19 protein-coding genes are annotated in these 23,128 nt (G+C 68.9%); 2 read left to right on the forward strand and 17 right to left on the reverse strand.

From position 1 onward, the window contains the following. A partial coding sequence (locus G406_RS58015) for a hypothetical protein (protein WP_245607342.1) occupies positions 1–991 on the reverse strand: 991 nt, incomplete at its 3' end. A 179-nt stretch (positions 992–1,170) separates the two neighbouring features. Between G406_RS58015 and rarD the strand changes: the two genes are divergently transcribed. After that, positions 1,171–2,106: an EamA family transporter RarD gene (rarD, locus tag G406_RS0136940; RefSeq protein WP_245607343.1), complete on the forward strand. Its 936-nt coding sequence runs from the start codon at positions 1,171–1,173 to the stop codon at positions 2,104–2,106. 25 nt (positions 2,107–2,131) lie between these two features. Continuing rightward, positions 2,132–3,301 (forward strand): SGNH/GDSL hydrolase family protein, encoded by a 1,170-nt coding sequence (locus G406_RS52190; RefSeq protein ID WP_051343167.1) that lies wholly within the window; start codon positions 2,132–2,134, stop codon positions 3,299–3,301. 308 nt (positions 3,302–3,609) lie between these two features. On the opposite strand, the gene G406_RS0136950 is transcribed toward G406_RS52190, so the two are convergent. From G406_RS0136950 to G406_RS0137025, 16 genes are all read right to left on the reverse strand, one after another. Then, positions 3,610–4,605, reverse strand: coding sequence for a polyprenyl synthetase family protein (locus G406_RS0136950; protein WP_028937738.1), 996 nt, complete (start codon positions 4,603–4,605; stop codon positions 3,610–3,612). 23 nt (positions 4,606–4,628) lie between these two features. Beyond that, positions 4,629–6,167, reverse strand: a complete 1,539-nt coding sequence (nuoN, locus tag G406_RS0136955) for an NADH-quinone oxidoreductase subunit NuoN (protein WP_028937739.1) — start codon at positions 6,165–6,167, stop codon at positions 4,629–4,631. Positions 6,168–6,190: 23 nt separating this feature from the next. Next, positions 6,191–7,789, reverse strand: a complete 1,599-nt coding sequence (locus G406_RS0136960) for an NADH-quinone oxidoreductase subunit M (RefSeq protein ID WP_037080336.1) — start codon at positions 7,787–7,789, stop codon at positions 6,191–6,193. 7 nt (positions 7,790–7,796) lie between these two features. Beyond that, a complete protein-coding gene (nuoL, locus tag G406_RS0136965) occupies positions 7,797–9,758 on the reverse strand; it encodes an NADH-quinone oxidoreductase subunit L (RefSeq protein WP_028937741.1) in 1,962 nt (653 codons plus the stop codon). Positions 9,759–9,784: 26 nt separating this feature from the next. After that, positions 9,785–10,084, reverse strand: coding sequence for an NADH-quinone oxidoreductase subunit NuoK (nuoK, locus tag G406_RS0136970; RefSeq protein WP_028937742.1), 300 nt, complete (start codon positions 10,082–10,084; stop codon positions 9,785–9,787). Beyond that, positions 10,081–10,923, reverse strand: a complete 843-nt coding sequence (locus tag G406_RS52195) for an NADH-quinone oxidoreductase subunit J (protein ID WP_156935339.1) — start codon at positions 10,921–10,923, stop codon at positions 10,081–10,083. Before G406_RS52195 ends, nuoK begins: the two co-directional genes overlap by 4 nt. Beyond that, positions 10,920–11,462 (reverse strand): NADH-quinone oxidoreductase subunit NuoI, encoded by a 543-nt coding sequence (nuoI, locus tag G406_RS0136980; protein ID WP_028937743.1) that lies wholly within the window; start codon positions 11,460–11,462, stop codon positions 10,920–10,922. The genes G406_RS52195 and nuoI overlap by 4 nt, the downstream gene beginning before the upstream one ends. Continuing rightward, positions 11,455–12,807, reverse strand: a complete 1,353-nt coding sequence (nuoH, locus tag G406_RS0136985) for an NADH-quinone oxidoreductase subunit NuoH (protein ID WP_051343169.1) — start codon at positions 12,805–12,807, stop codon at positions 11,455–11,457. Before nuoH ends, nuoI begins: the two co-directional genes overlap by 8 nt. After that, on the reverse strand, positions 12,807–15,329 hold the full coding sequence (locus G406_RS0136990) for an NADH-quinone oxidoreductase subunit G (RefSeq protein WP_028937745.1): 2,523 nt from the start codon (positions 15,327–15,329) through the stop codon (positions 12,807–12,809). The genes nuoH and G406_RS0136990 overlap by 1 nt, the downstream gene beginning before the upstream one ends. Next, a complete protein-coding gene (nuoF, locus tag G406_RS0136995) occupies positions 15,326–16,642 on the reverse strand; it encodes an NADH-quinone oxidoreductase subunit NuoF (protein ID WP_028937746.1) in 1,317 nt (438 codons plus the stop codon). Before nuoF ends, G406_RS0136990 begins: the two co-directional genes overlap by 4 nt. Then, complete coding sequence (gene nuoE, locus G406_RS0137000; RefSeq protein ID WP_051343201.1) at positions 16,642–17,406, reverse strand: NADH-quinone oxidoreductase subunit NuoE; 765 nt, start codon at positions 17,404–17,406, stop codon at positions 16,642–16,644. Before nuoE ends, nuoF begins: the two co-directional genes overlap by 1 nt. A gap of 41 nt (positions 17,407–17,447) precedes the next feature. Next, positions 17,448–18,788, reverse strand: coding sequence for an NADH-quinone oxidoreductase subunit D (locus G406_RS0137005; protein WP_028937748.1), 1,341 nt, complete (start codon positions 18,786–18,788; stop codon positions 17,448–17,450). Further along, positions 18,785–19,483 (reverse strand): NADH-quinone oxidoreductase subunit C, encoded by a 699-nt coding sequence (locus G406_RS0137010; protein ID WP_051343202.1) that lies wholly within the window; start codon positions 19,481–19,483, stop codon positions 18,785–18,787. Before G406_RS0137010 ends, G406_RS0137005 begins: the two co-directional genes overlap by 4 nt. Before the next feature lie 119 nt (positions 19,484–19,602). Further along, a complete protein-coding gene (locus tag G406_RS0137015; RefSeq protein ID WP_028937750.1) occupies positions 19,603–20,151 on the reverse strand; it encodes a NuoB/complex I 20 kDa subunit family protein in 549 nt (182 codons plus the stop codon). Between the two features lie 3 nt (positions 20,152–20,154). Next, the gene (locus G406_RS0137020; protein WP_028937751.1) at positions 20,155–20,520 is read right to left on the reverse strand and encodes an NADH-quinone oxidoreductase subunit A; all 366 of its coding nucleotides are present in this window, start codon (positions 20,518–20,520) and stop codon (positions 20,155–20,157) included. A 109-nt stretch (positions 20,521–20,629) separates the two neighbouring features. After that, positions 20,630–21,946, reverse strand: a complete 1,317-nt coding sequence (locus G406_RS0137025; RefSeq protein WP_037080338.1) for a geranylgeranyl reductase family protein — start codon at positions 21,944–21,946, stop codon at positions 20,630–20,632. Between the last annotated feature and the right edge of the window lie 1,182 nt (positions 21,947–23,128).

The following is a 23,128-nucleotide window of genomic DNA, read 5'->3' on the forward strand; positions in this document are numbered from 1 at the left end:
CTGCTTCCCGCTCCAGGTCTGCTTCCCGCTCCAGGTCTGCTTCCGCCCCCGGCTCTGATTCCGACCCCGGGGCGGTCTCCGGCGCCGGCTCAGCCTCTACCGCTGTCTCTGACTCGGGTGCGGTTAGTACCGCGTCCGTCTCCGGCGCCGTGGCGCCCTCGGCGTCTGGTTCCGGGCCTGGCTCCTGCCTGGCCTCCAGCTTCCGCTCCGGCTCTTGTCCTGCCTCCGGTCTCGGCTCTGCCTCCGGTTCCGGCTCTGCCTCCGGCTTCGGCTCTACCTCTGGTTCCGGTTCCGGTTCCGGCTCTGCCTCCGGCTTCGGTTTCGGGTCCGGCTCTGCCGCGGACTCGGGCTGCTCGCCTTCGGCCAGCGCCGCCTGAGTGGCTGTTTCGGCCTCGGCTTCAGGCTCTTGCTCGCCGTCACCGGGATCGCGAGTAGTCGACTCGGACCCACCGGTTTCCGGCTTCTCCGCGTCGGGTCGGGTCGGGTCGGGCTGATTCGTTTCCCGCTGCTCGACAGGCGTCTCCGGCTCAGCCGTCGCGCTCTCCGCTCCCGGTTCGGACTCGACGGCCGGTTCCATCTCGGCCGCCCGCTCCCATTCGGTCCAGACCTTGGCCTGCGCGGGCTCGGGGTCGACGTTCGGATCGGCCCGGTCAGTGGCGGCCTCGGGCTTGCCCTCCACCGGGCCGGTGGTGGGCGCCGCGCCGTTCATCGAGGTGGTGTCCGCCGCGGCCACAGCGTCCGAGGTGGCCTTCTCCTCCGTCGGCGCAGTCACGCCCTCGGTCGGAATCTCACCCGTGGGCTCGGGCGGCTCGGGATCGGGCACCGTGGCGAGCACCGTGGGGTGCGCAACGTCCGGGGCCGCGCGCATCTCACGCCGCCGGACGACACTCGGCCGCGAGGTTGTCCTGCGGTGTTGCGCCACGCCGACCAGGACGCCGAAGCCGATCAACACGAGCAGCACCACGGCGAGCGTCGACCAGTCGCCGGTCACCGTCACACCTCCTCGCGCGCAGCGCGCCTCGCGCCCCGATTACAAGCCGGGGCGAGCCCGGACGATAACCGCAGATCACGCCGCACCACAGCATCGGAGCAACGTGGCCACCCCAAAGGGGGAGAGATCGCTCACACAGGCGGCGCACCATGTGCTCGTCACGTGTTCGGATGGGGCATGTGGCGACAACCGATCGTGTGATGGTCAGCGCCGGTACCGATGACCGGGTCGACGGCGGAGGTGTCGCGCTCGGCGCCGCCGCGTACGTGCTGTGGGGACTGTTCCCGGCGTTCTGGCCGCTGCTGAAGCCGGGCGGCGCGGTGGAGATTCTGGCGCACCGGATCGCCTGGACGATGCTTCTGATGGCCGCGGTGCTCGCCGTGACCAAGGGCTGGTCGCTGGTGGGGCGGCTCAGCCGGCGTGGCTGGGTGATCGTGGCCGCGTCGGCGGTTGCCATCACGGTCAACTGGGGTCTGTTCATCTACGGCGCCACGAACGGGCACGTCGTGGAGATCGCGCTCGGCTACTTCATGAGCCCACTGGTCAGCGTGGTGCTCGGGGTGCTGGTGCTGAAGGAACGGTTGCGGGCGTGGCAGTGGGTGGCGGTCGGACTCGCGGTCGCCGGGGTGGTCGTGCTGACGGTGCTCGGCGGAAGCCCGCCGTGGCTGGCGCTCTCGCTGGCCGTCTCGTTCGGGATCTACGGCTTGCTCAAGAAGCAGGTGCCGCTCCCCGCGACAGCCAGCCTCACCGCGGAGGGCCTGGTCGTGGGCCCGATCGCGGTGGCGTACCTGATCTGGCTCGAAGCGACCGGGCACGGCACGTTCGCGTCGCACGGCGTCTGGCACAGCGTCCTGTTGATGCTGGGCGCCCCGGTGACCGCGATACCGCTGCTGCTGTTCGGCGCGGCGGCCCGACGCATCCCGCTGGCCACCCTCGGCACCCTGATGTATCTGACGCCGACGCTGCAGTTCCTGTGGGGCATCCTGGTCGCCCACGAACCCATGCCCGGTGCGCGGTGGATCGGCTTCGCGCTGGTCTGGGCTGCACTGCTGCTGTTCACCCTGGACCTCTGGCGGACCAATCGCCGCGCACCCGACCCCGCCATCCAGGTCTGATCGGGCGAATTGGCAGGGTGGAAGCATGCCGGGAACGACGACCACCACGCCGATCACCGCCGACCTCGTGCGCGGCGCGCTGGAACTGGAGCGCACCGAACACGGGCTGCTGCCGCATCGACTCCCTGCGTGGGCGCGGGCGCAGTGCACCGACGGGCAACTGGCGATGGCGGAGGCCCAGCCGGCCGGCGTGCGGCTGGTGTTCCGTACCGCCGCCACGACCGTCGAGCTGGACACGCTGCGCACCAGGGTCGGATACCAGGGCCTGCCGCTGCGGCCGGACGGTGTGTACGACCTGCTCGTCGACGGTGAGCTGACCGCCCAGGCCAGCACGACCGACGGCAAGGTGCTGCTGCTGGACATGGCCACCGGGAGCGCGCAGACCCGGCCCGGCGCGGTGGGTACGGTCCGTTTCGACGGGCTTCCCGAGCGAGCGAAGGACATCGAGCTCTGGCTGCCGCACAACGAGATCACCGAGCTGGTCTCGCTGCGTTGCAACGCGCCCGTCCAGGCGATCCCGCCGGGGAACCGTCGGGTCTGGGTGCATCACGGCAGCTCGATCAGCCACGGCTCCAACGCCGCCGGACCGTCCACGACCTGGCCCGCCCTCGTCGCCGCGCGCGCCGGGGTGGAACTGGTCAATCTCGGGTTCAGCGGCAGCATGCTGCTCGACCCGTTCGTCGCACGGACCATCCGGGACACCCCCGCCGACCTGATCAGCGTCAAGATCGGGATCAACCTGGTCAACGCCGACCTCATGCGGGTGCGCGCGTTCGGACCGGCCGTGCACGGGTTCCTGGACACGATCCGCGACGGGCATCCGGACACGCCGCTGATCGTCGTCTCGGCGATTCTGTGCCCGATCCATGAGCACACGCCGGGGCCGGGCGCGGTGGATTTCGACGACGGGACGCTGCGGTTCCGGGCCACCGGAGACCCCGCCGAACCCGGGAAGCTGACACTCACGGTGATCCGGGAGCAGCTGGCTCGCATCGTGGCGCAGCGATCTTCCGACGATCCCCACCTGTCCTACCTGGACGGCCGCGAGCTCTACGGTGAGGCCGACTCAGCCGCCCTGCCACTACCCGACCGCCTCCACCCCGACCCGGCAACCCACCGCCTGATAGCCGCCCGCTTCACCCCGTTCCTCGTGAGTGATGAGGCCGTCTACCCCGAAGGGGCGCCGAAGGCGTAGCCGCTCTACGCACTCACGACAGCTCTTCCGTCGTGAGTGCGTAGAGCGGCTATAGGCGGCCTCAGCACTCACGAGGGACCCCGAGGCAGCGCAACTCTGTGCACGCGGTCGGGACCACGGCCCCGTACCCGGCTTAGCCCGTGCCCGACTCCAAGGCATCTCGGCTTCGCCGTCGACTCGTGAGTGGCAAGGGCGCCTATAGGCGCCCGGATCACTCACGACGAAAAGCGTGTCGTGAGTGCTCCGAGCGCCTACGCCTTCGGCGCCGCTCCGCGGTAGACGCCCTTGCCACTCACGTGGGAGAGGGGTCAGCCTGTTCGGTCTATTACGTAGACGGTCAGGGAGGCCAGGGCGTCTCGGGCCGGGCAGTCCGGGAGGACGCCCAGGACGTCGCGGGCCTGGGCCGCCTGCTCTCGCAAGGTTTCCCGGGCCCTGTCCAGGCCGTCTCCGGCTCGCAGGATTTCCAGGGCCTCGTTCACCAGGGCGTCGTCGGTCAGCGGGGCCGCCAGCAGCTCACGTAGGCGAGCGGCGGACGCACCACCCTCCTGCGCCGCGTAGAGCATCGGCAGGGTCGCCACGCCCTCGCGCAGGTCGGTGCCGGGGGTCTTGCCGGAGCTCTCCTCCGGCGAGGCGATGTCGATGACGTCGTCGGACACCTGGAACACCGTGCCGATGATCTCGCCGAACCGGCGCAGCGCCGAGACCTGCTCGGGCGTGCAGCCGGAGAACATGCCGCCGTAGCGTCCGGCGGTGGCGATCAGCGAGCCGGTCTTCTCCGCGACCACCGACAGGTAGTGCTCGACCGGGTCCTCCCCGGCGCGCGGTCCTCTGGTCTCCCGCATCTGGCCGGTGACCAGCTCGGCGAACGTGTCGGCGACGATCCGCACCGCGTCCGGCCCGAGGTCGGCGACGAGCCTGGACGCGTGCGCGAACAGGTAGTCGCCGGTCAGGATCGCCACCGAGTTGTCCCAGCGGGCGTTGGCGCTCTCGGTGCCGCGCCGCATGGTGGCGGAGTCCATCACGTCGTCGTGGTACAGCGTCGCCAGGTGGATCAGCTCCACGACGGCCGAGGCGGTCACCACGTCCGGCGAGTCACCGCGCGGCCCCACCTGACCGGCCAGGAGGGTGAACAGCGGTCGGAACCGCTTGCCCCCGGCGTTGATCAGGTGCAGCGACGTCTCGGTGACGAACTGGTAGTTGCTGGTCACCTCACGCTGCAGCAGCTCTTCCACGAGGTTCAACCCTCGGTCGACCGCCGATGCCAGCTCTGGGTCGAACAGTTCGACTCCGGCGACCCGGTTCATGCCATTGGTTCCCTGCACGCCCGTCAGCTTACGAAGGATCCGCCACCGGCCCACGACAAGGCCAGTGTCGGCGCCACACCCAGCAGCAGCGTGACGAGGACACCGAGCGTGATCGCGGCGGTGGTGAAGGCTCCGGGCACCGTGACGGTCGGGCCGTCGGCGGCCGGCTCACTGAAGTACATGAGCACGATGACCCGCAGGTAGAAGAACGCCGCGACGGCGCTCGCCACCAGCGCGATGATCACCAGCGGCGCCATGCCGTCGGCCAGGCCGGCCGAGAACACCGCGAACTTGCCGGTGAAACCACTGGTCAGCGGGATGCCGGCGAGCGCGAGCAGCAGGAACGTCATGATCCCGGCGGTCAGCGGCGAACGCTTCGCCAGACCGGCCCACTGCGACAGGTGCGTCGCCTCGCCGTCGGAGTTGCGGACCAGGCTGACGATGCCGAACGCGGCGAGCGTCGTGAAGCCGTAGGTCAGCAGGTAGAACAGCGAGCCGGACAGGCCCTTCTCGGTGATGGAGATCGCACCGATAAGGATGAACCCGGCGTGTGCCACGGACGAGTACGCGATCATCCGCTTGACGTCGGTCTGGGTGAGACCGATGACCGCGCCCAGCACCATCGAGACGATGGCGACGGCCCACAGCACGCCGCGCCACTCCCAGCGGGTGTCGCCGAACGCGACGGTCAGCACCCGCAGGATCGCACCGAACGCGGCGACCTTGGTGGCCGCCGACATGAACGCGGTCACCGGGGTCGGAGCGCCCTGGTAGACGTCCGGGGTCCAGGTGTGGAACGGGCCGACCGACGCCTTGAACAGCAGGCCGATCATCAGCAGCGCAAGGCCGCCGAACAGCAGCGTGTCGGACCGTTCCGACGCGCGGGCCGCCTCGGCGATCGCGGACAGCTTGACCGAGCCTGCGTAGCCGTAGAGCAGCGCGAGGCCGTACAAGAAGAACGCCGAGGCGAACGCACCGAGCAGGAAGTACTTGACGGCCGCTTCCTGGGACAGCAGACGGCGCCGCCGAGCGAGCCCGCACAGCAGGTACAGCGGCAGGCTCAGCACCTCGAGCGCGACGAACATGGTGAGCAGGTCGTTCGCGGCGCAGAAGGTCATCATGCCGCCGAGCGCGAACAGCGTCAGCGGGAGGACCTCGGTCTGCATGCCGCTGCGACCGGCGGTGATGCGGTCCTGCGGCGTACCGGCCGGAACCAGGCCGTCGGTGACGAACGCGCCGCCCGGCTCGACCGAACGGTCCGCGATCAGTAGGACACCGCCCAGCCCGAGGGCCAGCAGGGTGCCCCACAGGAACAGGGTGGGCGAGTCGATCGCCAGCGCGCCGCCGATCGTGGTGGCCGGCTTGGCACCGCTCGTGGCGTACGCGCCGAGCAGCACACCCGCCGCGACGATCGCCAGCAGTGTCACCGTGACCTGCGCGGCCCAGCGCTGCGGCCGGGGCGTGAACGCCTCGACCAGCACGCCGAGGCAGGCGGCTCCCAGGATCACCAGGATCGGGGACAGCGCGAAGTAGGCCACCGAGGGCGTCGGGATCGCCCCCATTCCCTGCGCCAGCACAAGGCTGCTCACTTAGCCACTCCTCCAACCGGGTCGGGCAGGCCGACCTCCTGCATGGTCGCCGTCACCGACGGGTTGATCACGTTGAGTACCGGGCCGGGGAAGAACCCGAGGGCCAGCACCAGCACGACCAGCGGGACCAGGATTCCGACCTCGCGCTTGCTCAGGTCGGTGAACGTGCTCTTGGCCTGTCCGGCCGGCTTGTCCGGCGCGGCCACCGAACCGGGGCCGGTCACCGACGCCATCACGGCGTTGCCCCGCACCGGGCCCTGGAACAGCCGCTGGTAGACCCACAGCACGTACAGCGCGGCGAAGATGATGCCGACCGTGCCGATGATCGTGAAGACCGGTTCACGCGGGAACGACCCGATCAGCACCAGGAACTCGCTGACGAACGAGTTGGTGCCGGGCAGTGCCAGCGACGCGAGTCCGGCGAACAGGAACAGCCCACCGAGCAGCGGGGTCAGCTTGGCGACGCCGCCGTAGTCGGAGATGAGCCGCGAGTTGCCCCGCGCGATCAGCATGCCGACGACGATGAACAGCATGCCGGTCGTGATGCCGTGGTTGACCATGTACAGCACGGAACCGGCGAACGCCTGCGTGGAGAACGCGAAGATGCCCAGCGCGATGTACCCGAAGTGGGCGATCGAGGTGTAGGACACGAAGCGCTTCATGTCGTTCTGGCCGACCGCGAGCAGCGCCGCGTAGATGATCCCGATGACCGAGAGCACCAGTACCAGCGGCGCGAGCGTCTTGGACGCGGCGGGGAACAGCGGCAGGCAGTAGCGCAGGAAGCCGAACGTGGCGACCTTGTCCAGCACGCCGACGAGCAGCACACCCGCCCCGATGGGGGCTTCGGCACCGGCGTCGGGCAGCCAGGTGTGCAGCGGCACGAGCGGCGCCTTGATGGCGAACGCGACGAAGAAGCCGAGGAACAGCCAGATCTGCACGGACTCGGGCACGCTCGCCGCCATGTGCTGCAGCGCGGTCCAGCTGAACGTCCCGCCCTCGGGCAGCCGGTCCGCGCTGACCACGTACAGCCCGATGACCGAGCCGAGCATGATCAGACCGCCGAGCAGCGAGTACAGGAAGAACTTGACCGCCGCGTACTGCCGCTTCGGCCCGCCGAAGCGGCCGATGAGGAAGTACATCGGGATCAGCATCGCTTCGAAGAACACGTAGAACAGGAAGACGTCGGTGGCCGCGAAGACGCCGATCAGCGTGGCCTGGGTGGCCAGCAGCAGCGCGTAGAACCCAGCCGCGGTACGTCCCTCTGGCAGCTTGTCCGCCCAGGACGACCCCATGACGATCGGGACGAGCACCGCGATCAGCGCGATCATCACCAGCGCGATGCCGTCGACGCCGAGCGTGATGCGGGTACCGAACGCCGGAATCCACGGCACGTCGAACACCAGCTGGAAGCGGGTGTTCGCCGCCGCCGACACCGAGTAGGAGAACCAGGCGACGGCGGTGAGCACGAGCTCGACCAGCGCGAACACCAGCGCGGTGGCCTTGGCGGCCGAGGCGTTGGCCTTCAGCGGCGCCACGACGAGCGAACCGACCAGCGGCACCAGGAACAGGACCAGCAACAGCAGATTGTGGTTCATCCCAGCCTCACTGAGTCCCGAACCGGACGGCCAGCATGGCCGCGATGAGCAGCACCCCGCCGCCGAGCATGCTCATCGCGTACGAGCGGACGAAACCGGTTTGTGTTCTGCGCAGGCGCCCGGAGCTGCCACCGAGCAGCGCGGCGATGCCGTTGACGATGCCGTCGACGCCCTTGTTGTCCACGTAGACCAGCGCGCGGGACAGCCAGGTGCCCGGGCGGGCGATGAGCGTCTCGTTGATCGCGTTGGCGTACAGGTCGCGCCGCGCGGCACGGACCGGGATGGACACCGGCTCCGGGCGCTCGACCGGTACGGACCGTCGACCGACCAGCAGGTAGGCGACCACGACACCCAGCGCGGACAGCACGAGCGTGCCGTTCGCGACCAGCGAGTGCGAGAGGACCGCGTGGCCCTCCTGCTCCTGCAGCTCGCCGACGACGGGGGTCAGCCAGGTGGCCAGCCGCTTGTCGAAGAAGAAGAACGCTCCCGCACCGATCGAGCCGACCGCCAGCAGCACCATCGGAGCCGTCATGACGGCGGGTGACTCGTGCGGGTGGTAGTCCTGGCCGTCCGGCGACTTCAGGTTCTTCCAGCGCTTCTCGCCGAAGAACGTCATGCACACCAGGCGGGTCATGTAGAACGCGGTCAGACCGGCGGCCAGCATGGCCAGCCCGCCCATCACGACACCGCGCCAGCCCGGCTGGGCGGCGGCGGCCTCGATGATGGCGTCCTTCGAGTAGTACCCGGACAGAAACGGGAACCCGATCAGCGCCAGGTAGCCGAGGCCGAACGTGGCGAACGTGATCGGCATGTGCTTCGCCAGACCGCCGTAGTGGCGCATGTCCACGTTGTCGTTCATGCCGTGCATCACCGAACCGGCGCCGAGGAACAGCCCGGCCTTGAAGAAGCCGTGGGTGAGCAGGTGCATCAGGCCCAGCGCGTAACCGGCCGGACCGAGGCCCACACCCAGCATCATGTAGCCGATCTGGCTTACCGTGGAGTACGCGAGCACCTTCTTGATGTCGTCGTACGCGCAGCCGATGATCGCGCCGATGACCAGGGTGATGGTGCCGATCAGGCACACGATCAACCGACCGTCGGCCGAGACGTTGTAGATCGGGTTGCAGCGGGCGACCAGGTACACGCCGGCGGTGACCATCGTCGCGGCGTGGATGAGGGCGGAGACCGGGGTCGGGCCCTCCATGGCGTCGGGCAACCAGGCCTGCAGCGGGAACTGGCCGGACTTACCGCACGCGCCCAGCAGCAGCAGGCAGCAGATCGCCAGCACGGTGCCGGGGCTCAGGTCCCCGACCCGGGCGAACACCTCGCTGTACTGCACGGTGCCCAGATTCAGCCAGAGCAGGAAGATCGCCAGCGCCAGTCCGACGTCGCCGACCCGGTTCATCAGGAAGGCCTTCTTCGCGGCAGTCGCCGCGGAGGGGCGGTCCTGGTAGAAGCCGATCAGCAGGTAGGACGCCAGACCGACGCCCTCCCAGCCCAGGTACAGCATCACGAAGTTGTTGCCGAGGACCAGGATCAGCATGGCCGCGACGAACAGGTTCAGCTGCGCGAAGAAGCGCCGCCGTCCCGGGTCGTGGCTCATGTAGCCCATCGAGTAGATGTGGATGAGCGAGCCGACACCGGTGATCAGCAGCACGAACGTCAGCGACAGCGGGTCGAGACGCAACCCGAAGTCGACGTGCAGCGCGCCGGTGGAGATCCAGGAGAACAGCTTCAGCTCGGAGCTGCGCTGTTCCGGCCCCGCGCCGAGGGTCTGCAGGAAGATCGAGAAGCCGACCACGAAGGCCGCGATGACGGTCAGACAGCCGAGGAAGTGGCCCCAGGCATTGGTGCGGCGACCGCCCACGAAGAGCACCAGGGCGCCGAACGCGGGCAGCGCGAAGAGCAGCCACGCCAACCCACCGACACCGGTGGCTGGTGTGACCTCTCCGGCCGCCTGGGCAACCATTGGGGAGCTGAGCAAGGGACGCGCTCCTAATACTTGAGGAGGTTGGCGTCGTCCACCGAGGCGGATCGACGGGTCCGGAAGATGGACATGATGATCGCCAGCCCGACCACGACCTCGGCCGCGGCGACCACCATCACGAAGAAGGCCATGACCTGGCCGTCGAGCCCACCGTTGATCCGGGCGAAGGTGACCAGCGTGAGGTTCACCGCGTTGAGCATCAGCTCGACGCACATGAACACCACGATCGCGTTGCGCCGCACCAGCACGCCGATGGTGCCGATGGAGAACAGCAGCGCGGACAGGAGGAGGTAGTACGTGGGGGTCACTGGTCGGCCTTCCCGCTCTCGCCGGTGAGGGCGCGCGCGTGATCGGACGCGGTCAGCTCGGGCCGGCCTGCCTGGTGGGACTCGATGTTCTCGGCGAGCGACTCGGGTGCGACCGAACCGTCCGGAAGCAGCGCGGGGGTGGCGACCGAGTTGGCCGTGGCGAACACACCGGGACCGGGCAGCGGCGAGATGCGGGCGTGCTCGCCGCGCAGCCGCGCCTCGACCGTCGCACGCTGGCCGCGCTTGGCGGCCTGACGGGCCTGGGAGAAGGCCAGCAGCATCGCGCCGAGCGCCGCGGTGATCAGCAGCGCCGAGGTCAGCTCGAACGGGAACAGGTAGTCGGTGAAGACCAGCTTGCCCAGCCCGCCGACGTTGCCGCCGGGAGCGGCGTTCGTGGCGTTCAGCCCGACCGGCTCGACCTTGTCGACGGCCCTGGCCAGCGCGCCGACCAGCAGCGCGGCGAAGCCGATGCCGAAGACACCGGCGGCGAGCCGCTGACCGCGCAGCACCTCGACGACCGAGTCGGAGCTCTCCCGACCGGTCAGCATCAGCACGAACAGGAACAGCATCATCACGGCGCCGGTGTAGACGATGATCTGCACGAAGCCGAGGAACGGCGCCTGCTGCACCATGTACAGCGCGCCGAGGCACAGCATCGTCAGCACCAGCCACAGCGCCGAGTGCACCGCGTTGCGGGCGAACACCATGCCCAGCGCGCCGGCCAGTGCTACCGGCCCGAGGATCCAGAAGGCGATGGCCTCGCCGAGGGTGACCGGCCCGCCGGTGTCGGCGACCGCGCCGGCCCCCTGGGCCAGCACGCTCATGAGTACAGCGCTCATTTGACCTGTTCCTCAACCTGATCAGCGACGTTGGGGTCCTTCGCGTGCGCAGGAGCATGCACGTAGTAGTCCTGCTCGTCGTCACCGAGGCGCATCGGGTGCGGCGGCTGCTCCATACCGGGCAGCAGCGGCGCCATGAGCTGTTCCTTGGTGTAGATCAGGTCCTGCCGGTTGTCGTCGGCCAGCTCGTAGAAATTGATCATCGTGAGCGACCGGGTGGGGCAGGCCTCGACGCACAGGCCGCAGCCGATGCAGCGCAGGTAGTTGATCTGGTATATCGAGCCGTAGCGCTCGCCCGGGGAGAACCGCTCCTCCTCGGTGTTGTCGCCACCCTCGACGTAGATCGCGTCGGCCGGGCAGGCCCAGGCGCACAGCTCGCAGCCGACGCACTTCTCCAGCCCGTCCGGGTGCCGGTTGAGCTGGTGGCGGCCGTGGTAGCGCGGCGCGGTCGGTCGGAAGTCCTCCGGGTACTGCTCGGTGACAACCTTCTTGAACATGGTTCCGAAGGTGACTCCGAAACCCTTGAATGCCTCAAGCATCGTCGCTGCTCCCTCCGGTAGACGAGGTGAGCGCCTCTGGTTTGGGCTCTGCCTTCGTGTCGACCTCGCCGGTCTGCGCGGACCGCAGCCGGTGCCTCGGGTGCGAGGGCACCGTGAGGTCCAGCGGCGGCACCGGGTAGTCCGATGCGAGTTCCACCTCGGGCGGTGGTGGTGTTCGGGTGTCGGGTACCAGGAACGCGAAGATCAATGCCGCGACGACGACCACCCCGATCACCACGATGAGCGTCAGGCCCTGCCCGCCGCCGGTGGTCCGGTAGGTGCGGATCGCGAAGATCATCAGAATCCACAGCAGGCTGGCCGGGACGAGGCCCTTCCAGCCGATCTTCATGAACTGGTCGTAGCGCAGTCGCGGCAGCGTGCCGCGCAGCCAGATGAACACGAACAGGAAGACCAGGATCTTGCCGATGAACCACAGCATCGGCCACCAGCCCTGGTTCGCGCCCTCCCACAGGCTCAGCGGCCACGGGGCACGCCAGCCGCCGAGGAACAACGTGGCGCCCATCGCGGAGACGGTGACCATGTTGACGTACTCGGCGAGGAAGAACAGCGCGAACTTGAGCGAGGAGTACTCGGTGTGGAAACCACCGACCAGCTCGGACTCGGCCTCCGGAAGGTCGAACGGCGCGCGGTTCGTCTCGCCGACCATGGCGATGCAGAACACCACGAAGCTCGGCAGCAGCAGCCAGATGTACCAGCCGCCCTCCTGCGCATCGACGATGCCGGAGGTGGACAGCGTGCCGGAGTAGAGGATCACCGCGACGATCGACAGGCCCATGGCGATCTCGTAGGAGATGACCTGGGCGGCCGAGCGCAGCGCGCCGAGCAGCGGGTACGGCGAGCCGGACGCCCAGCCGGCGAGCACGATGCCGTACACGCCGATGGACGAGCAGGCCAGCGTGACCAGCACACCGACCGGGAGGTCGGCGAGCTGCAGGACCGTGCGGTGGCCGAACATCGAGACCTCGGGGCCGAACGGCAGCACCGAGAACGCCACGAACGCCGGGATGCAGGCGATGATCGGGGCGAGGAAGAAGACCACCTTGTCCGCCGTGATCGGCATGATGTCTTCTTTGAACGCCAGCTTCAGGCCGTCGGCTAGGGACTGCAGCCAGCCGCCGGGCCCGACCCGGTTCGGGCCGGGACGGTGCTGCATCCGGCCGACGACCTTGCGCTCCCAGTTGATCATGAACAGGGTCAGCACGACGCCGATGGCGAACAGTGCGACGACCTTGATGATGACCAGCCAGATCGGGTCCTGGGCCAGCAGCTCCTGGGTCCGGTGCTCGTCAGCGGCGAGCACCAGGCCGGTGACCGTGCCGTACATCAGTTGCCTCCAGCTGAGACGGTGACCAGGTCACCGTGGCCGGCGCCGAGTGTGGCGCGGACGCGGGAGCCTGGCGAGTTGGCCGGTAGCCACACCACGCCGTCCGGCAGGTCGGCCAGCCGGACCGGCAGCGAGATCGCCCCGTTCTCGGTGGCGACCACGGCCGCCTCGCCCTCGGTGATGCCGAGGCGCTGTGCGGTCGCGCCGTTGACCCGGACCTCCGGGACGCGCGCGGTGCCCGCCAGGTGCGGCTCGTCGATCCCCAGGCTGGAGATGTCGAGCAGCTGACGCCAGCTGGCCAGCACGGCCTGCGCCTCGCCCAGCTCAGGCCGTGAGTGGCTAGGCCGCCTATGGGCGGCCGCGTCACTCACGGGCTGTGTTGCGCCGACGAGGCCGAGCTTGGCGATCTCGGCCGCCGAGGCGGCCGGGGTCTGGGTGAAGATGTCGACGTCCATCTCGACCGCGAGGGTGTCGAGCACCCGGCAGTCCGGCAGCATGCCCGGCTCGCGCAGGGTGATGCCGAAGTCGCGGCGGCGGCCCTCCCAGTTGAGGTAGCTGCCCTCGCGGTTGACGTCCGGCGCGATCGGCAGGACGACGTCGGCCAGTTCGGTGACCGCGGATTCCTGCAGCTCCAGGCTCACCACGAACCGTGCCGCCCGCAGCGCGGCGAGCGCCAGTTCCGGGTTGGGCAGGTCGTACGGGTCGAGCCCGCCGACGACCAGACCGGCCAGCTCGCCGGCGGCCGCCGCGTTGAGCATCTCCACGGTGCTGCGGCCCGGCTCGCTCGGCAGGTCGTCGACACCCCAGGCAGCGGCGACCACACCGCGCGCGGCGGCGTCGGTGACCGAGCGGCCACCGGGCAGCAGGGTCGGTACGGCGCCGACGTCCAGCGCGCCTCGGTCACCCGCGCGGGCCGGAATCCAGGCGACCTTGGCGCCGGTGCGCTCGGCCAGCGCGGACACCGCCGCGTACAGGCCGGGCACGTCGGCGGCCCTGCTGCCGACCAGGATCGTCGCGCCGTCCTGACCGAGCAGGTCGAGCACATCGGTGCCCAGCTCGGCGAGGACCGTCGGCTCGTCGCCCGGCACCGCCGGGATGAGCGTGGCGTCGGTCTTGGCGACGCTCGGCGTCGTCCACTGGCCCAGGTGGAAGACCCGCAGGCCGCGGTGGCGCATGGCCTTGCGCAGCCGCAGGAAGACGATGCCCGCTTCCTCCTCGGGGTCCAGCCCGACGACCAGCGCGGCGGGAGCGTGCTCCAGCTCGGTGAACGTCAGCCCACCGGTCTCCGGGGTGGCGCCGACGACGTGCGTGGCGAGGAAGTCGAGTTCCTCTGCCCCACCGTCACCGAGCCGGAAGTCGACGTCGTTGGTCCGTGCGGCCAGCCGCGCGAACTTCGCGTACGCGTAGGCGTCCTCGACGGTGAGCCGGCCACCGGCCAGCACCCCGATGCCCTTGGGCGGGTTCGCGGGCGCGCTGTGCTTGGGTGCGTCCGCTTCGGCGTCACCCAGCTCGGTGGGCTCGATCGCGTACTCACCCGCGCGTGCGGTGAGCAGACCCTCGGCCGCGATCCGCAGCGCATCGGTCCAGGAGGCCTCGACCAGTGCGCCGTTCTTGCGGACCAGCGGACGCAGGATCCGCTTGTCGGAGGTGATGTAGCGGAACGAGAAGCGACCGCGGTCGCAGTTCCACTCCTCGTTGACCTCGGGGTCGTTGCCCGCCTGGCGACGCAGCACGGTGCCGCGCCGGGTGTCGTTGCGCTGCGCGCAGCCGGAGCTGCAGTGCTCGCACACCGACGGCGTCGACACCAGGTCGAACGGGCGGGAGCGGAACCGGTACGCGGCGCTGGTGAGCGCGCCGACCGGGCAGATCTGGATGGTGTTGCCGGAGAAGTAGGACTGGAACGGCTTGTCCTGCGCGACACCGATCTGCTGGTTCGCGCCGCGCTCCAGCAGCTCGATGAACGGGTCACCGGCGATCTCGTCGGAGAAGCGGGTACAGCGCTGACACAACACACAGCGTTCCCGGTCCAGCAGCACCTGCGTCGAGATCGCCAGGGGCTTCGGGAAGGTGCGCTTGCGGTCGATGAACCGCGAGTCGTCGCGCCCGTTGGACATCGCCTGGTTCTGCAGCGGGCACTCGCCGCCCTTGTCGCAGATCGGGCAGTCCAGCGGGTGGTTGATCAGCAGCAGCTCCATGACGCCCTGCTGCGCCTTGTCCGCGACCTTCGACGTGTGCTGGGTCTTGACGACCATGCCGTCGGAGACCGTCATGGTGCAGCTGGCCTGCGGCTTCGGCATCGGCCGGCCGCCCATCTCCACCTCGACGAGGCACTGACGGCACGCGCCTGCCGGCTCCAGCAACGGGTGGTCGCAGAACCGGGGCACGATGATGCCCAGCCGCTCACACGTGCGGATCAGGATTTCGCCCTTGGGGGCGTCCACCTCGATGCCGTCGATGGTGAGCCGGACGTGACCTTCCGGCACCGGCTTCGACTCGGTATTGGTGTCCTGGGTGAGAGTCACTTCGCCCCTACCAGATCGTCGAGCTGCTCGGGCCTCGCCACGTTGGGCTGGGCCTTGCACAGATCCAGGAACTCCTGCCGGAAGTACTTCACGCCGCTGGTGATCGGGCTGGTCGCACCGTCACCGAGCGCGCAGAAGGATCGGCCGAGGATGTTGTCGCAGATGTCGACCATCGTGTCGATGTCCGCTTCGGTGCCTTCACCGGCGACCATGCGCTGCAGAATCTGCAGCAGCCAGTAGCAGCCTTCCCGGCACGGGGTGCACTTGCCGCAGGACTCGTGCTTGTAGAACTCGGTCCACTTCATCACGGCCCACGGCACGGACACGGTCTCGTTGAAGATCATCAGCGCGGTGGTGCCGAGCATCGAACCGGCTCCCGCCGCGCCTTCGAAGTCCAGCGGGACGTCGAGGTGCTCGGCGGTGAACATCGGGGTGGACGAACCGCCCGGTGTCCAGAACTTCAGCGGGACGCCGTCCTTCATGCCGCCGGCCATCTCCAGCAGCTCGCGCAGCGTCGTGCCCATCGGCGCCTCGTACTGGCCGGGACGCTCGACGTGGCCGGACAGCGAGTAGATCTTCGGGCCGGGGCTCTTCTCCCGGCCCATCTCGCGGAACCAGCCGCTGCCTCCGCTGACGATCGCGGGAACGCTGGCGATGGTTTCGACGTTGTTCACCACTGTGGGAGATGCGTACAGCCCGGCGGTCGCCGGGAACGGCGGCTTGAGCCTCGGCTGGCCCCTGCGTCCCTCCAGGGAGTCCAGCAGCGCGGTCTCCTCGCCGCAGATGTACGCACCGGCGCCCGCGTGAACCACGATGTCGAGGTTGAAGCCGGTGCCGAGGATGTCGCGGCCCAGGTAGCCGGCCGCATACGCCTCGTTGACCGCGTTCTGCACCCGGCGGATGCAGTGCAGCGCCTCGCCCCGGATGTAGATGGCGCAGAAGTTCGCCCGGATCGCGTAGCTGGTGATGATGCAGCCCTCGATCAACGAGTGCGGGTCGGCCATCATCAGCGGGATGTCCTTGCAGGTACCCGGCTCGCCCTCGTCGGCGTTGATGACCAGGTAGTGCGGCTTGCCGTCGCCCTGCGGGATGAACGACCACTTCATGCCGGTCGGGAAGCCCGCGCCGCCTCGGCCGCGCAGGCCGGAGTCCTTGACCAGCTGGATCAGCTGGTCGGGTTGGGCTTCGAGGGCCTTGCGCAGCGCGGTGTAACCCTCGAGCTGCTCGTAGGTCTGGATGGTCCAGGAGCGCGGCGACATCCACCGGCGGGTCAGCACCGGGCTGAGCGGCGCTGTGGTGCTCTCTTCGCTCATCACTTCTTCTCCGGTACCGGTGGGAGGTCCGCGTTGTCCGGCATGCCCGGCGCAGTCCAGCCGTTCGTCTCGGCGAGGCGGGCTCCGACCAGGGTCTCGTCGGCCGCCGAGTTGCCGGCCGCCGAGGTCGGCAGGTCGTCGAAGAACCCGGCCAGCTCACGCTCGACGGTGCGCCAGTCGGTCAGCGGCGCGCCTCGGGTGGGGTCGGGCTTCTCACCCCGGCGCAGCGCGTCGACCAGCTCGGCCGCGGACTGGGGGGTCTGGTTGTCGTAGTACTCGTAGTTCACCTGCAGGACCGGGCCCAGGTCGCACGCCGCGAGGCACTCGGCGTGTTCCAGGGTGATCGAGCCGGTGGCGCCCGGTTCGCCGACGGTCTGCTCGTGACCGAGCGGCTTGCCGTCGGAGCCGAGGCGGTCGCACAGCTTCTTGTAGATCAGATCGCCGCCCAGCGCCGCGCACAACGTGTTCGTACACACGCTGACCAGGTGCTGACCGCCCGGACGCCGCTTGTACATGGTGTAGAACGTGGCGACCGCGCTGACCTCGGCCGTGCTCAGGCCCAGCTGCTCGGCGCAGAACGAGATGCCCTGCTGGCTGACGTGGCCCTGCACCGACTGCACCAGGTGCAGCATCGGCAGCAGCGCCGAGCGCGACTGCGGGTAGCGACCGATGATCGCCTTCGCCCGCTGGTAGGTCAGCTCGTCGAACGCGCGGGCCGTGTCGGTCGGCGTCGGCTCGTCGCCGGGACGTGGGAGGTCAGCCATCTCGGGCGTCGCACGGTGGACGCCGTTGCTGTCGGGCCGGGTCATCGGTCGCATCCCCCCATCACCGGGTCGATCGAGGCGACGGCCGCGATGACGTCGGCGATCATGCCGCCCTCGCTCATCGCGGGCATCGTCTGCAGGTTGATGAAGCTGGGCTCACGCAGGTGGACCCGGAACGGCCGGGTGCCGCCGTCGGACACCAGGTGCGCGCCCAGCTCGCCGCGCGGACCCTCGACCGTCGAGTACACCTGACCGGCAGGCACCTTGAAGCCTTCGGTGACCAGCTTGAAGTGGTGGATCAGCGATTCCATCGACTGGCCCATGATCTTGCGGACGTGTTCGAGGGAGTTGCCGAGACCGTCGGCGCCGAGGCTCAGCTGCGCGGGCCACGCGACCTTGCGGTCGGCGACCATGACCGGGCCCGGCTCCATCTTGTCCAGGCACTGGCGCATGATCTTGAGCGACTCGTGCATCTCGGCGACCCGGATCTTGTACCGGGCGTAGCAGTCCGCCTCGGTCTCGGTGGGCACCTCGAAGTCGAACTCCTCGTACAGCGAGTACGGGTCGGTCTTGCGCAGGTCCCACGGCAGGCCGGCGGAACGCAGGATCGGGCCGGTCGCGCCGAGCGCGAGGCAGCCGTCGATCGGCAGATAGCCGACGCCCTGCAGGCGCTGCTTCCAGATCGGCTGACCGGTCAGCAGCTTGTCGTAGTCCGGGAGGTACTTGTCCATCCACTCGATGAACTCCAGGGTCTTCTCCCGGTAGTCCTCGGGGAAGTCCTGCGCCATGCCGCCGGGGCGGATGTAGGCGTTGTTCATCCGCAGGCCGGTGAGGTGCTCCAGCAGGTGCAGCCCGACCTCGCGCTCACGGAACCCGGCGGTCATACCGGTCAGCGCGCCCAGCTCCATGCCGCCGGTGGCCAGCGCCACCAGGTGGGAGGTGATGCGGGTGAGCTCCATCAGCAGGATGCGACCCAGTTTCGCCCGCCGCGGCGGGTCGATGCCGAGAAGTTTCTCCACACCCTGGCAGTAGGCGGTCTCGGTGAACAGCGGCGACAGGTAGTCGCAGCGGGTCACGAAGGTGACGCCCTGGGTCCAGGTGCGGTACTCGCAGTTCTTCTCGATGCCGGTGTGCAGGTAGCCGATCACCGAGCGGGCCTGGGTGACGGTCTCACCCTCCAGCTCCAGCACCAGGCGGAGCACGCCGTGCGTCGACGGGTGCTGCGGCCCGAGGTTGATGACGATGCGCTCGTCGTGATCGTCGTTGGTGATCGAGTCCCAGTCACCACCGGAGACGGTGTAGACCGGCCCCTCGGTGGTGGTCCGCTCTTCGGCGGGATACGGGTCGGACCCGGCGTACGGGTCGTTGGTTTCGGTGCTCATGAGTAGCTCCTCCGCTGGTCGGGAGGTGGAATCTCGGCGCCCTTGTACTCGACCGCGATCCCGCCGAGCGGGTAGTCCTTGCGCTGTGGGTGGCCGTCCCAGTCGTCCGGCATCAGGATCCTGGTCAGCGCCGGGTGGCCGTCGAAGATCACCCCGAACATGTCCCAGGTCTCCCGTTCCTGCCAGTCGGCGGTCGGGTAGACCTCGACGACGCTCGGGACGTGCGCGTCGTCGATCGTCACCGAGGTCTCCAGGCGGATGCGGCGACGGAACGTCATGGACAGCAGGTGGTAGACCACGTGCAGCCGGTCGCGGACCTGCTCGCCGTAGTCGACGCCGGACAGGCTGGCCAGCATCTCGAACCGCAGGCCCTCCGCGTCGCGCAGCGTCTGGCACAGCTCCACGATGCTGCCCCGGTCGACGTACAGGGTGATCTCGCCCCGGTCGACGGTGATCTGCCGGATCGCGCTGGACGCGATGCCCTTCTCGGACATCGTCGCGGCCAGCTCGTCGGCGAAGTCGTCGAACCAGCCGCCGTAGGGCCGCTCGGCGGGCGCCGGCGAGTAGGCGGGCAGCCGCAGGCCGCCGAAGCCGGAGGTGTCGCCGGTGCCGTGCACGCCGAACATGCCTTCGCGCTCACGACCGGACACCATCGGCAGGCTGGGCCGGTTGCCCTGGATGTCGCCGGGGACCAGCTCGTCGCCGCCACGCTCGGCGGAGGACTGCTCGCCGCCGCCCGCCGCGCCGCTCTGCTCGGCTGTATTTTCTGCCCCGCTCTCGACGGGCCCGGTGTTCTCTTGGTCTGGCACGTCGCTCACTTCTTCGCGTACTTGATCGACGAGGGGATCAGCTCGGTGCGGTGACCGCTCGCGGCCAGCTCAGCGGCCCGCTTGACACCCAACGGCTCGTCCATGATCTTCGCGTGAATCTTGAGGATCGCGTCCATCAACATCTCCGGACGAGGCGGGCAACCCGGCAGGTACATGTCGACCGGGACGATGTGGTCCACGCCCTGCACGACCGCGTAGTTGTTGAACATGCCGCCGGACGAGGCGCACACGCCCATCGCCAGCACCCAGCGCGGCTCGGGCATCTGGTCGTAGATCTGGCGCAGGACCGGGGCCATCTTCTGGCTCACCCGACCGGCCACGATCATCAGGTCGGCCTGACGCGGCGAGGCCCGGAAGACCTCCATGCCGAAGCGCGCCAGGTCGTAGCGGGGCGCGCCGGTCGTCATCATCTCGATGGCGCAGCAGGCCAGGCCGAACGTGGCGGGCCACAGCGACGACTTACGAGTCCAGTTGACCAGCTTCTCGACGCTGGCCAGCAGTACGCCGTTGGGCAGTTTCTCTTCGAGTCCCATGGATCAGTTCCAATCCAGTCCGCCGCGGCGCCACACGTAGATGTAGGCGAAACCGACCGTCGCGATGAACAGCACGATCTCCACCAGCCCGAACAGCCCGAGCGAATCCGCCGTGACCGCGAACGGGTAGAGGAACACCATTTCGATGTCGAACAGGATGAACAGCATGGCGGTCAGGTAGTACGCGACCGGCATCCGTCCGCCGCCGACGACCGGATGCGGAGACGGCTCGATGCCGCACTCGTACGCATCCAGCTTCGCCTTGTTGTAGCGCCGGGGTCCGGTGAAGGGTGCGGCGGCGACAGAGAAGACCGCAAAGCCCGCAGCCAGTATGAACATGAACACCAGCGGGAGGTACTGCTGGAGCATTTCTCTCCTCCGGAAACACGGTCGACACGAGCTATTGGTCGACACTTATGGCCGACCCTAATCACCCACTCGCCGCAGTCAGGGAGTGAGGCGACCCTTACTTGTAGTGCTACCTAACGCTGGGTGTGACGCGGGTCATCGCGGTGATGACCCGGTCGAACGTATCGCCGTCCTTCGGGTCGTACAGGTTCGCCAGCAGCTTCAGCAGGAACACCATCAACGTCTTGCGCGGCAGCCCGTGACGGGTCGCCACCCGCATGATCGTGGGATTTCCGATGGCCCTGGAGAACAGGTTTCCGATTCGGTAGTACGAGCCGAGCGCCTGCTGCATGGCGATCGGATAATTGCGCAACGCGTGCTCGGCGGCCGACCCGGAACGGGCGAGCGACTGGATCGCGCACGCCGAGGCGACCGAGGCCGACTCCATGGCGTAGGCGATGCCCTCACCGTTGAACGGGTTGACCATGCCGCCGGAGTCCCCGACGAGCAGCAGCCCCGGGCGGTAGTGCGGCGTGCGGTTGAAACCCATCGGCAGCGCCGCGCCACCGACGGCGCCGACCGCGTTCTCGTCCCGGTAGCCCCACTCCTCCGGAGTGCCGTCCAGCCAGGACTTCAACAGCGCCCGGTAGTCCGTCGAGCCGTAGGCCCGGCTGGTGGACAGGATGCCGAGACCGACGTTGGACGTACCGTCACCCATGCCGAAGATCCAACCGTAGCCGGGCAGCAGCTTCGGGTCGGACGGGTCCTTGCGGTCCCACAGCTCCAGGTGCGACTCGAGGTAGTCGTCCTCGGTGCGCGGACTGGTGTAGTAGCGGCGAACCGCGACACCCATCGGCCGGTCGTCGCGCTTGTTCATGCCGAGGCTCAGCGCGACGCGCGCACTCACCCCGTCACAGGCGAGCGTGAGCGGCGCCCGGTAGGACACCTCCCGCTTCTCTTTCCCTTTACCGATGCTCGCCTTGACCCCGGTGACCCGGCCGGTGCGCTCGTCGGCGACGGCCTCGGTGACCGAGGTCTGCTCCTGCAGCCGCGCGCCGGCCTGCTGCGCGGTGCGCGCGAGCAGCTCGTCGAAGTCCTGCCGGGGCCGGACCGCGCCGAAGTTCGGAAAGGTGGCGAGGTCGGGCCAGTCGAGCTCGAGGCTGACTCCGCCGCCGAGAACCCGCAGCCCCCGGTTGTGCAGCCACCCGTTGCGCTCGGTGCAGTCGATCCCCAGGTCGATGATCTGTTTCATGCCGCGCGGGGTGAACCCGTCGCCGCACACCTTCGCCCTCGGGAACGTGGACTTCTCCAGCAGCAGCACGTCCAGCCCGGCCCGTGCGAGGTACGTGGCCGCGGTCGAGCCGGCGGGGCCGGCCCCAACCACGATCACGTCCGCGTCACTTCCGGGCGTCCTCGGCACGGCTACTCCCAGTGCATCGCTGCGCATGTGGTGGTGGTGTGGCTGCTTGTGAACGAATTCACGAAGTCCGGTCGCGAGTGTAGGACGCGTTCCGTCGGGACGCTCGTTCAGTCTCTGGCTTGTCTCTGTGTTTGGTGCATCCCCGCTGGCTCGTCAGCGTGCCTGGGGGTGGGTGCAGTCGTATCCCCGCTGGCTCGTCTGTGTGGCTCGGGGTGAGGTGCAGTCGTATCCCCGCTGGCTCGTCTGTGTGCCTCGGGGTGAGGTGCACTCGTATCCCCGCTGGCTCGTCTGTGTGGCTCGGGGTGAGGTGCACTCGTATCCCCGCTGGCCATCCAGTGTCTTGGCGTGGCCGCCCGCTCTCAACCCCCGGCTGGCGCCGGCCTCGCGCAGGCTCCTGGTTGCGCGGGTTCGGGGGCGAGGTTTCAGGGTTGACAGCGGGCGGCCACGCCAAGTGCAGGCCAGGATCGCGGGGGAAGGGGAGCTCTGCGGCGCTGTTGTTGGTCACGGCTGCGCCGCGCCCCTCGCGGCCTCCTGGTGCACCGCGCTCGTTGTGTGCGCCTGTCCAGCGCCCAAGATCACCCCACCAGTCACACGCGTAACGCCCGGGGCGACTTCGCAGAGGCTCATGTCGCGTCGCACATGTTCCAACATCTGCGACGCAACACGAAGCTCTGCGAGGCGTGACAAAAGCGACCACAGAGACTCCTGGGACTACGCGCAACGCGCGAGGGCGCAGCCCAATGCGCAAAGACAGCGCCATCGGCCCGCCACCACCTACGACATGCACGCGCTTGTGTTGGTCACGGCTGCGCCGCGCCCCCCACGGCCTCCGGGTGCACCGCGCTGGTTTTGTGCACGTGCCCCAGCGTCCAAGATCACCCCATCTGTCACACGCGTAACGCCGGGGCGACTTCGCAGAGCTACAGGTTGCGTCGCACATGTTCCAACATCTGCGACGCAACACGTAGCTCTGCGAGGCGTGACAAAAGCGACCACAGAGACTCCTGGGACTACGCGCAGCGCGCGAGGGCGCAGCCCAATGCGCAAAGAAGCGCCATCGGCCCGCCACCACCTACGACATGCACGCACACCACCCCCATCCCCGCGATCCTGGCTAAGCACTTGGCGTGGCCGCCCGCTGTCAACCCTGAAACCTCGCCCCCGAACTACGCGCAACCACGAACCCGCGCGAGGCCGGCGAAGCCGGGG

This window comes from Actinospineispora spinosispora DSM 44797, from assembly GCF_000429025.1.
GTDB lineage: Bacteria > Actinomycetota > Actinomycetes > Mycobacteriales > Pseudonocardiaceae > Pseudonocardia > Pseudonocardia spinosispora.

Excerpts from the sequence above, each read along its gene's own strand:
- G406_RS52190 (WP_051343167.1), top strand. The coding sequence starts at position 2,132 with ATGCCGGGAACGACGACCACCACGCCGATCACCGCCGACCTCGTGCGC.
- G406_RS0136950 (WP_028937738.1), bottom strand. The coding sequence starts at position 4,605 with ATGAACCGGGTCGCCGGAGTCGAACTGTTCGACCCAGAGCTGGCATCG.
- nuoN (WP_028937739.1), bottom strand. The coding sequence starts at position 6,167 with ATGGGGGCGATCCCGACGCCCTCGGTGGCCTACTTCGCGCTGTCCCCG.
- G406_RS0136960 (WP_037080336.1), bottom strand. The coding sequence starts at position 7,789 with ATGAACCACAATCTGCTGTTGCTGGTCCTGTTCCTGGTGCCGCTGGTC.
- nuoL (WP_028937741.1), bottom strand. The coding sequence starts at position 9,758 with ATGGTTGCCCAGGCGGCCGGAGAGGTCACACCAGCCACCGGTGTCGGT.
- G406_RS52195 (WP_156935339.1), bottom strand. The coding sequence starts at position 10,923 with ATGAGCGCTGTACTCATGAGCGTGCTGGCCCAGGGGGCCGGCGCGGTC.
- nuoI (WP_028937743.1), bottom strand. The coding sequence starts at position 11,462 with ATGCTTGAGGCATTCAAGGGTTTCGGAGTCACCTTCGGAACCATGTTC.
- nuoH (WP_051343169.1), bottom strand. The coding sequence starts at position 12,807 with ATGTACGGCACGGTCACCGGCCTGGTGCTCGCCGCTGACGAGCACCGG.
- nuoF (WP_028937746.1), bottom strand. The coding sequence starts at position 16,642 with ATGAGCGAAGAGAGCACCACAGCGCCGCTCAGCCCGGTGCTGACCCGC.
- nuoE (WP_051343201.1), bottom strand. The coding sequence starts at position 17,406 with ATGGCTGACCTCCCACGTCCCGGCGACGAGCCGACGCCGACCGACACG.
- G406_RS0137005 (WP_028937748.1), bottom strand. The coding sequence starts at position 18,788 with ATGAGCACCGAAACCAACGACCCGTACGCCGGGTCCGACCCGTATCCC.
- G406_RS0137015 (WP_028937750.1), bottom strand. The coding sequence starts at position 20,151 with ATGGGACTCGAAGAGAAACTGCCCAACGGCGTACTGCTGGCCAGCGTC.
- G406_RS0137020 (WP_028937751.1), bottom strand. The coding sequence starts at position 20,520 with ATGCTCCAGCAGTACCTCCCGCTGGTGTTCATGTTCATACTGGCTGCG.
- G406_RS0137025 (WP_037080338.1), bottom strand. The coding sequence starts at position 21,946 with ATGCGCAGCGATGCACTGGGAGTAGCCGTGCCGAGGACGCCCGGAAGT.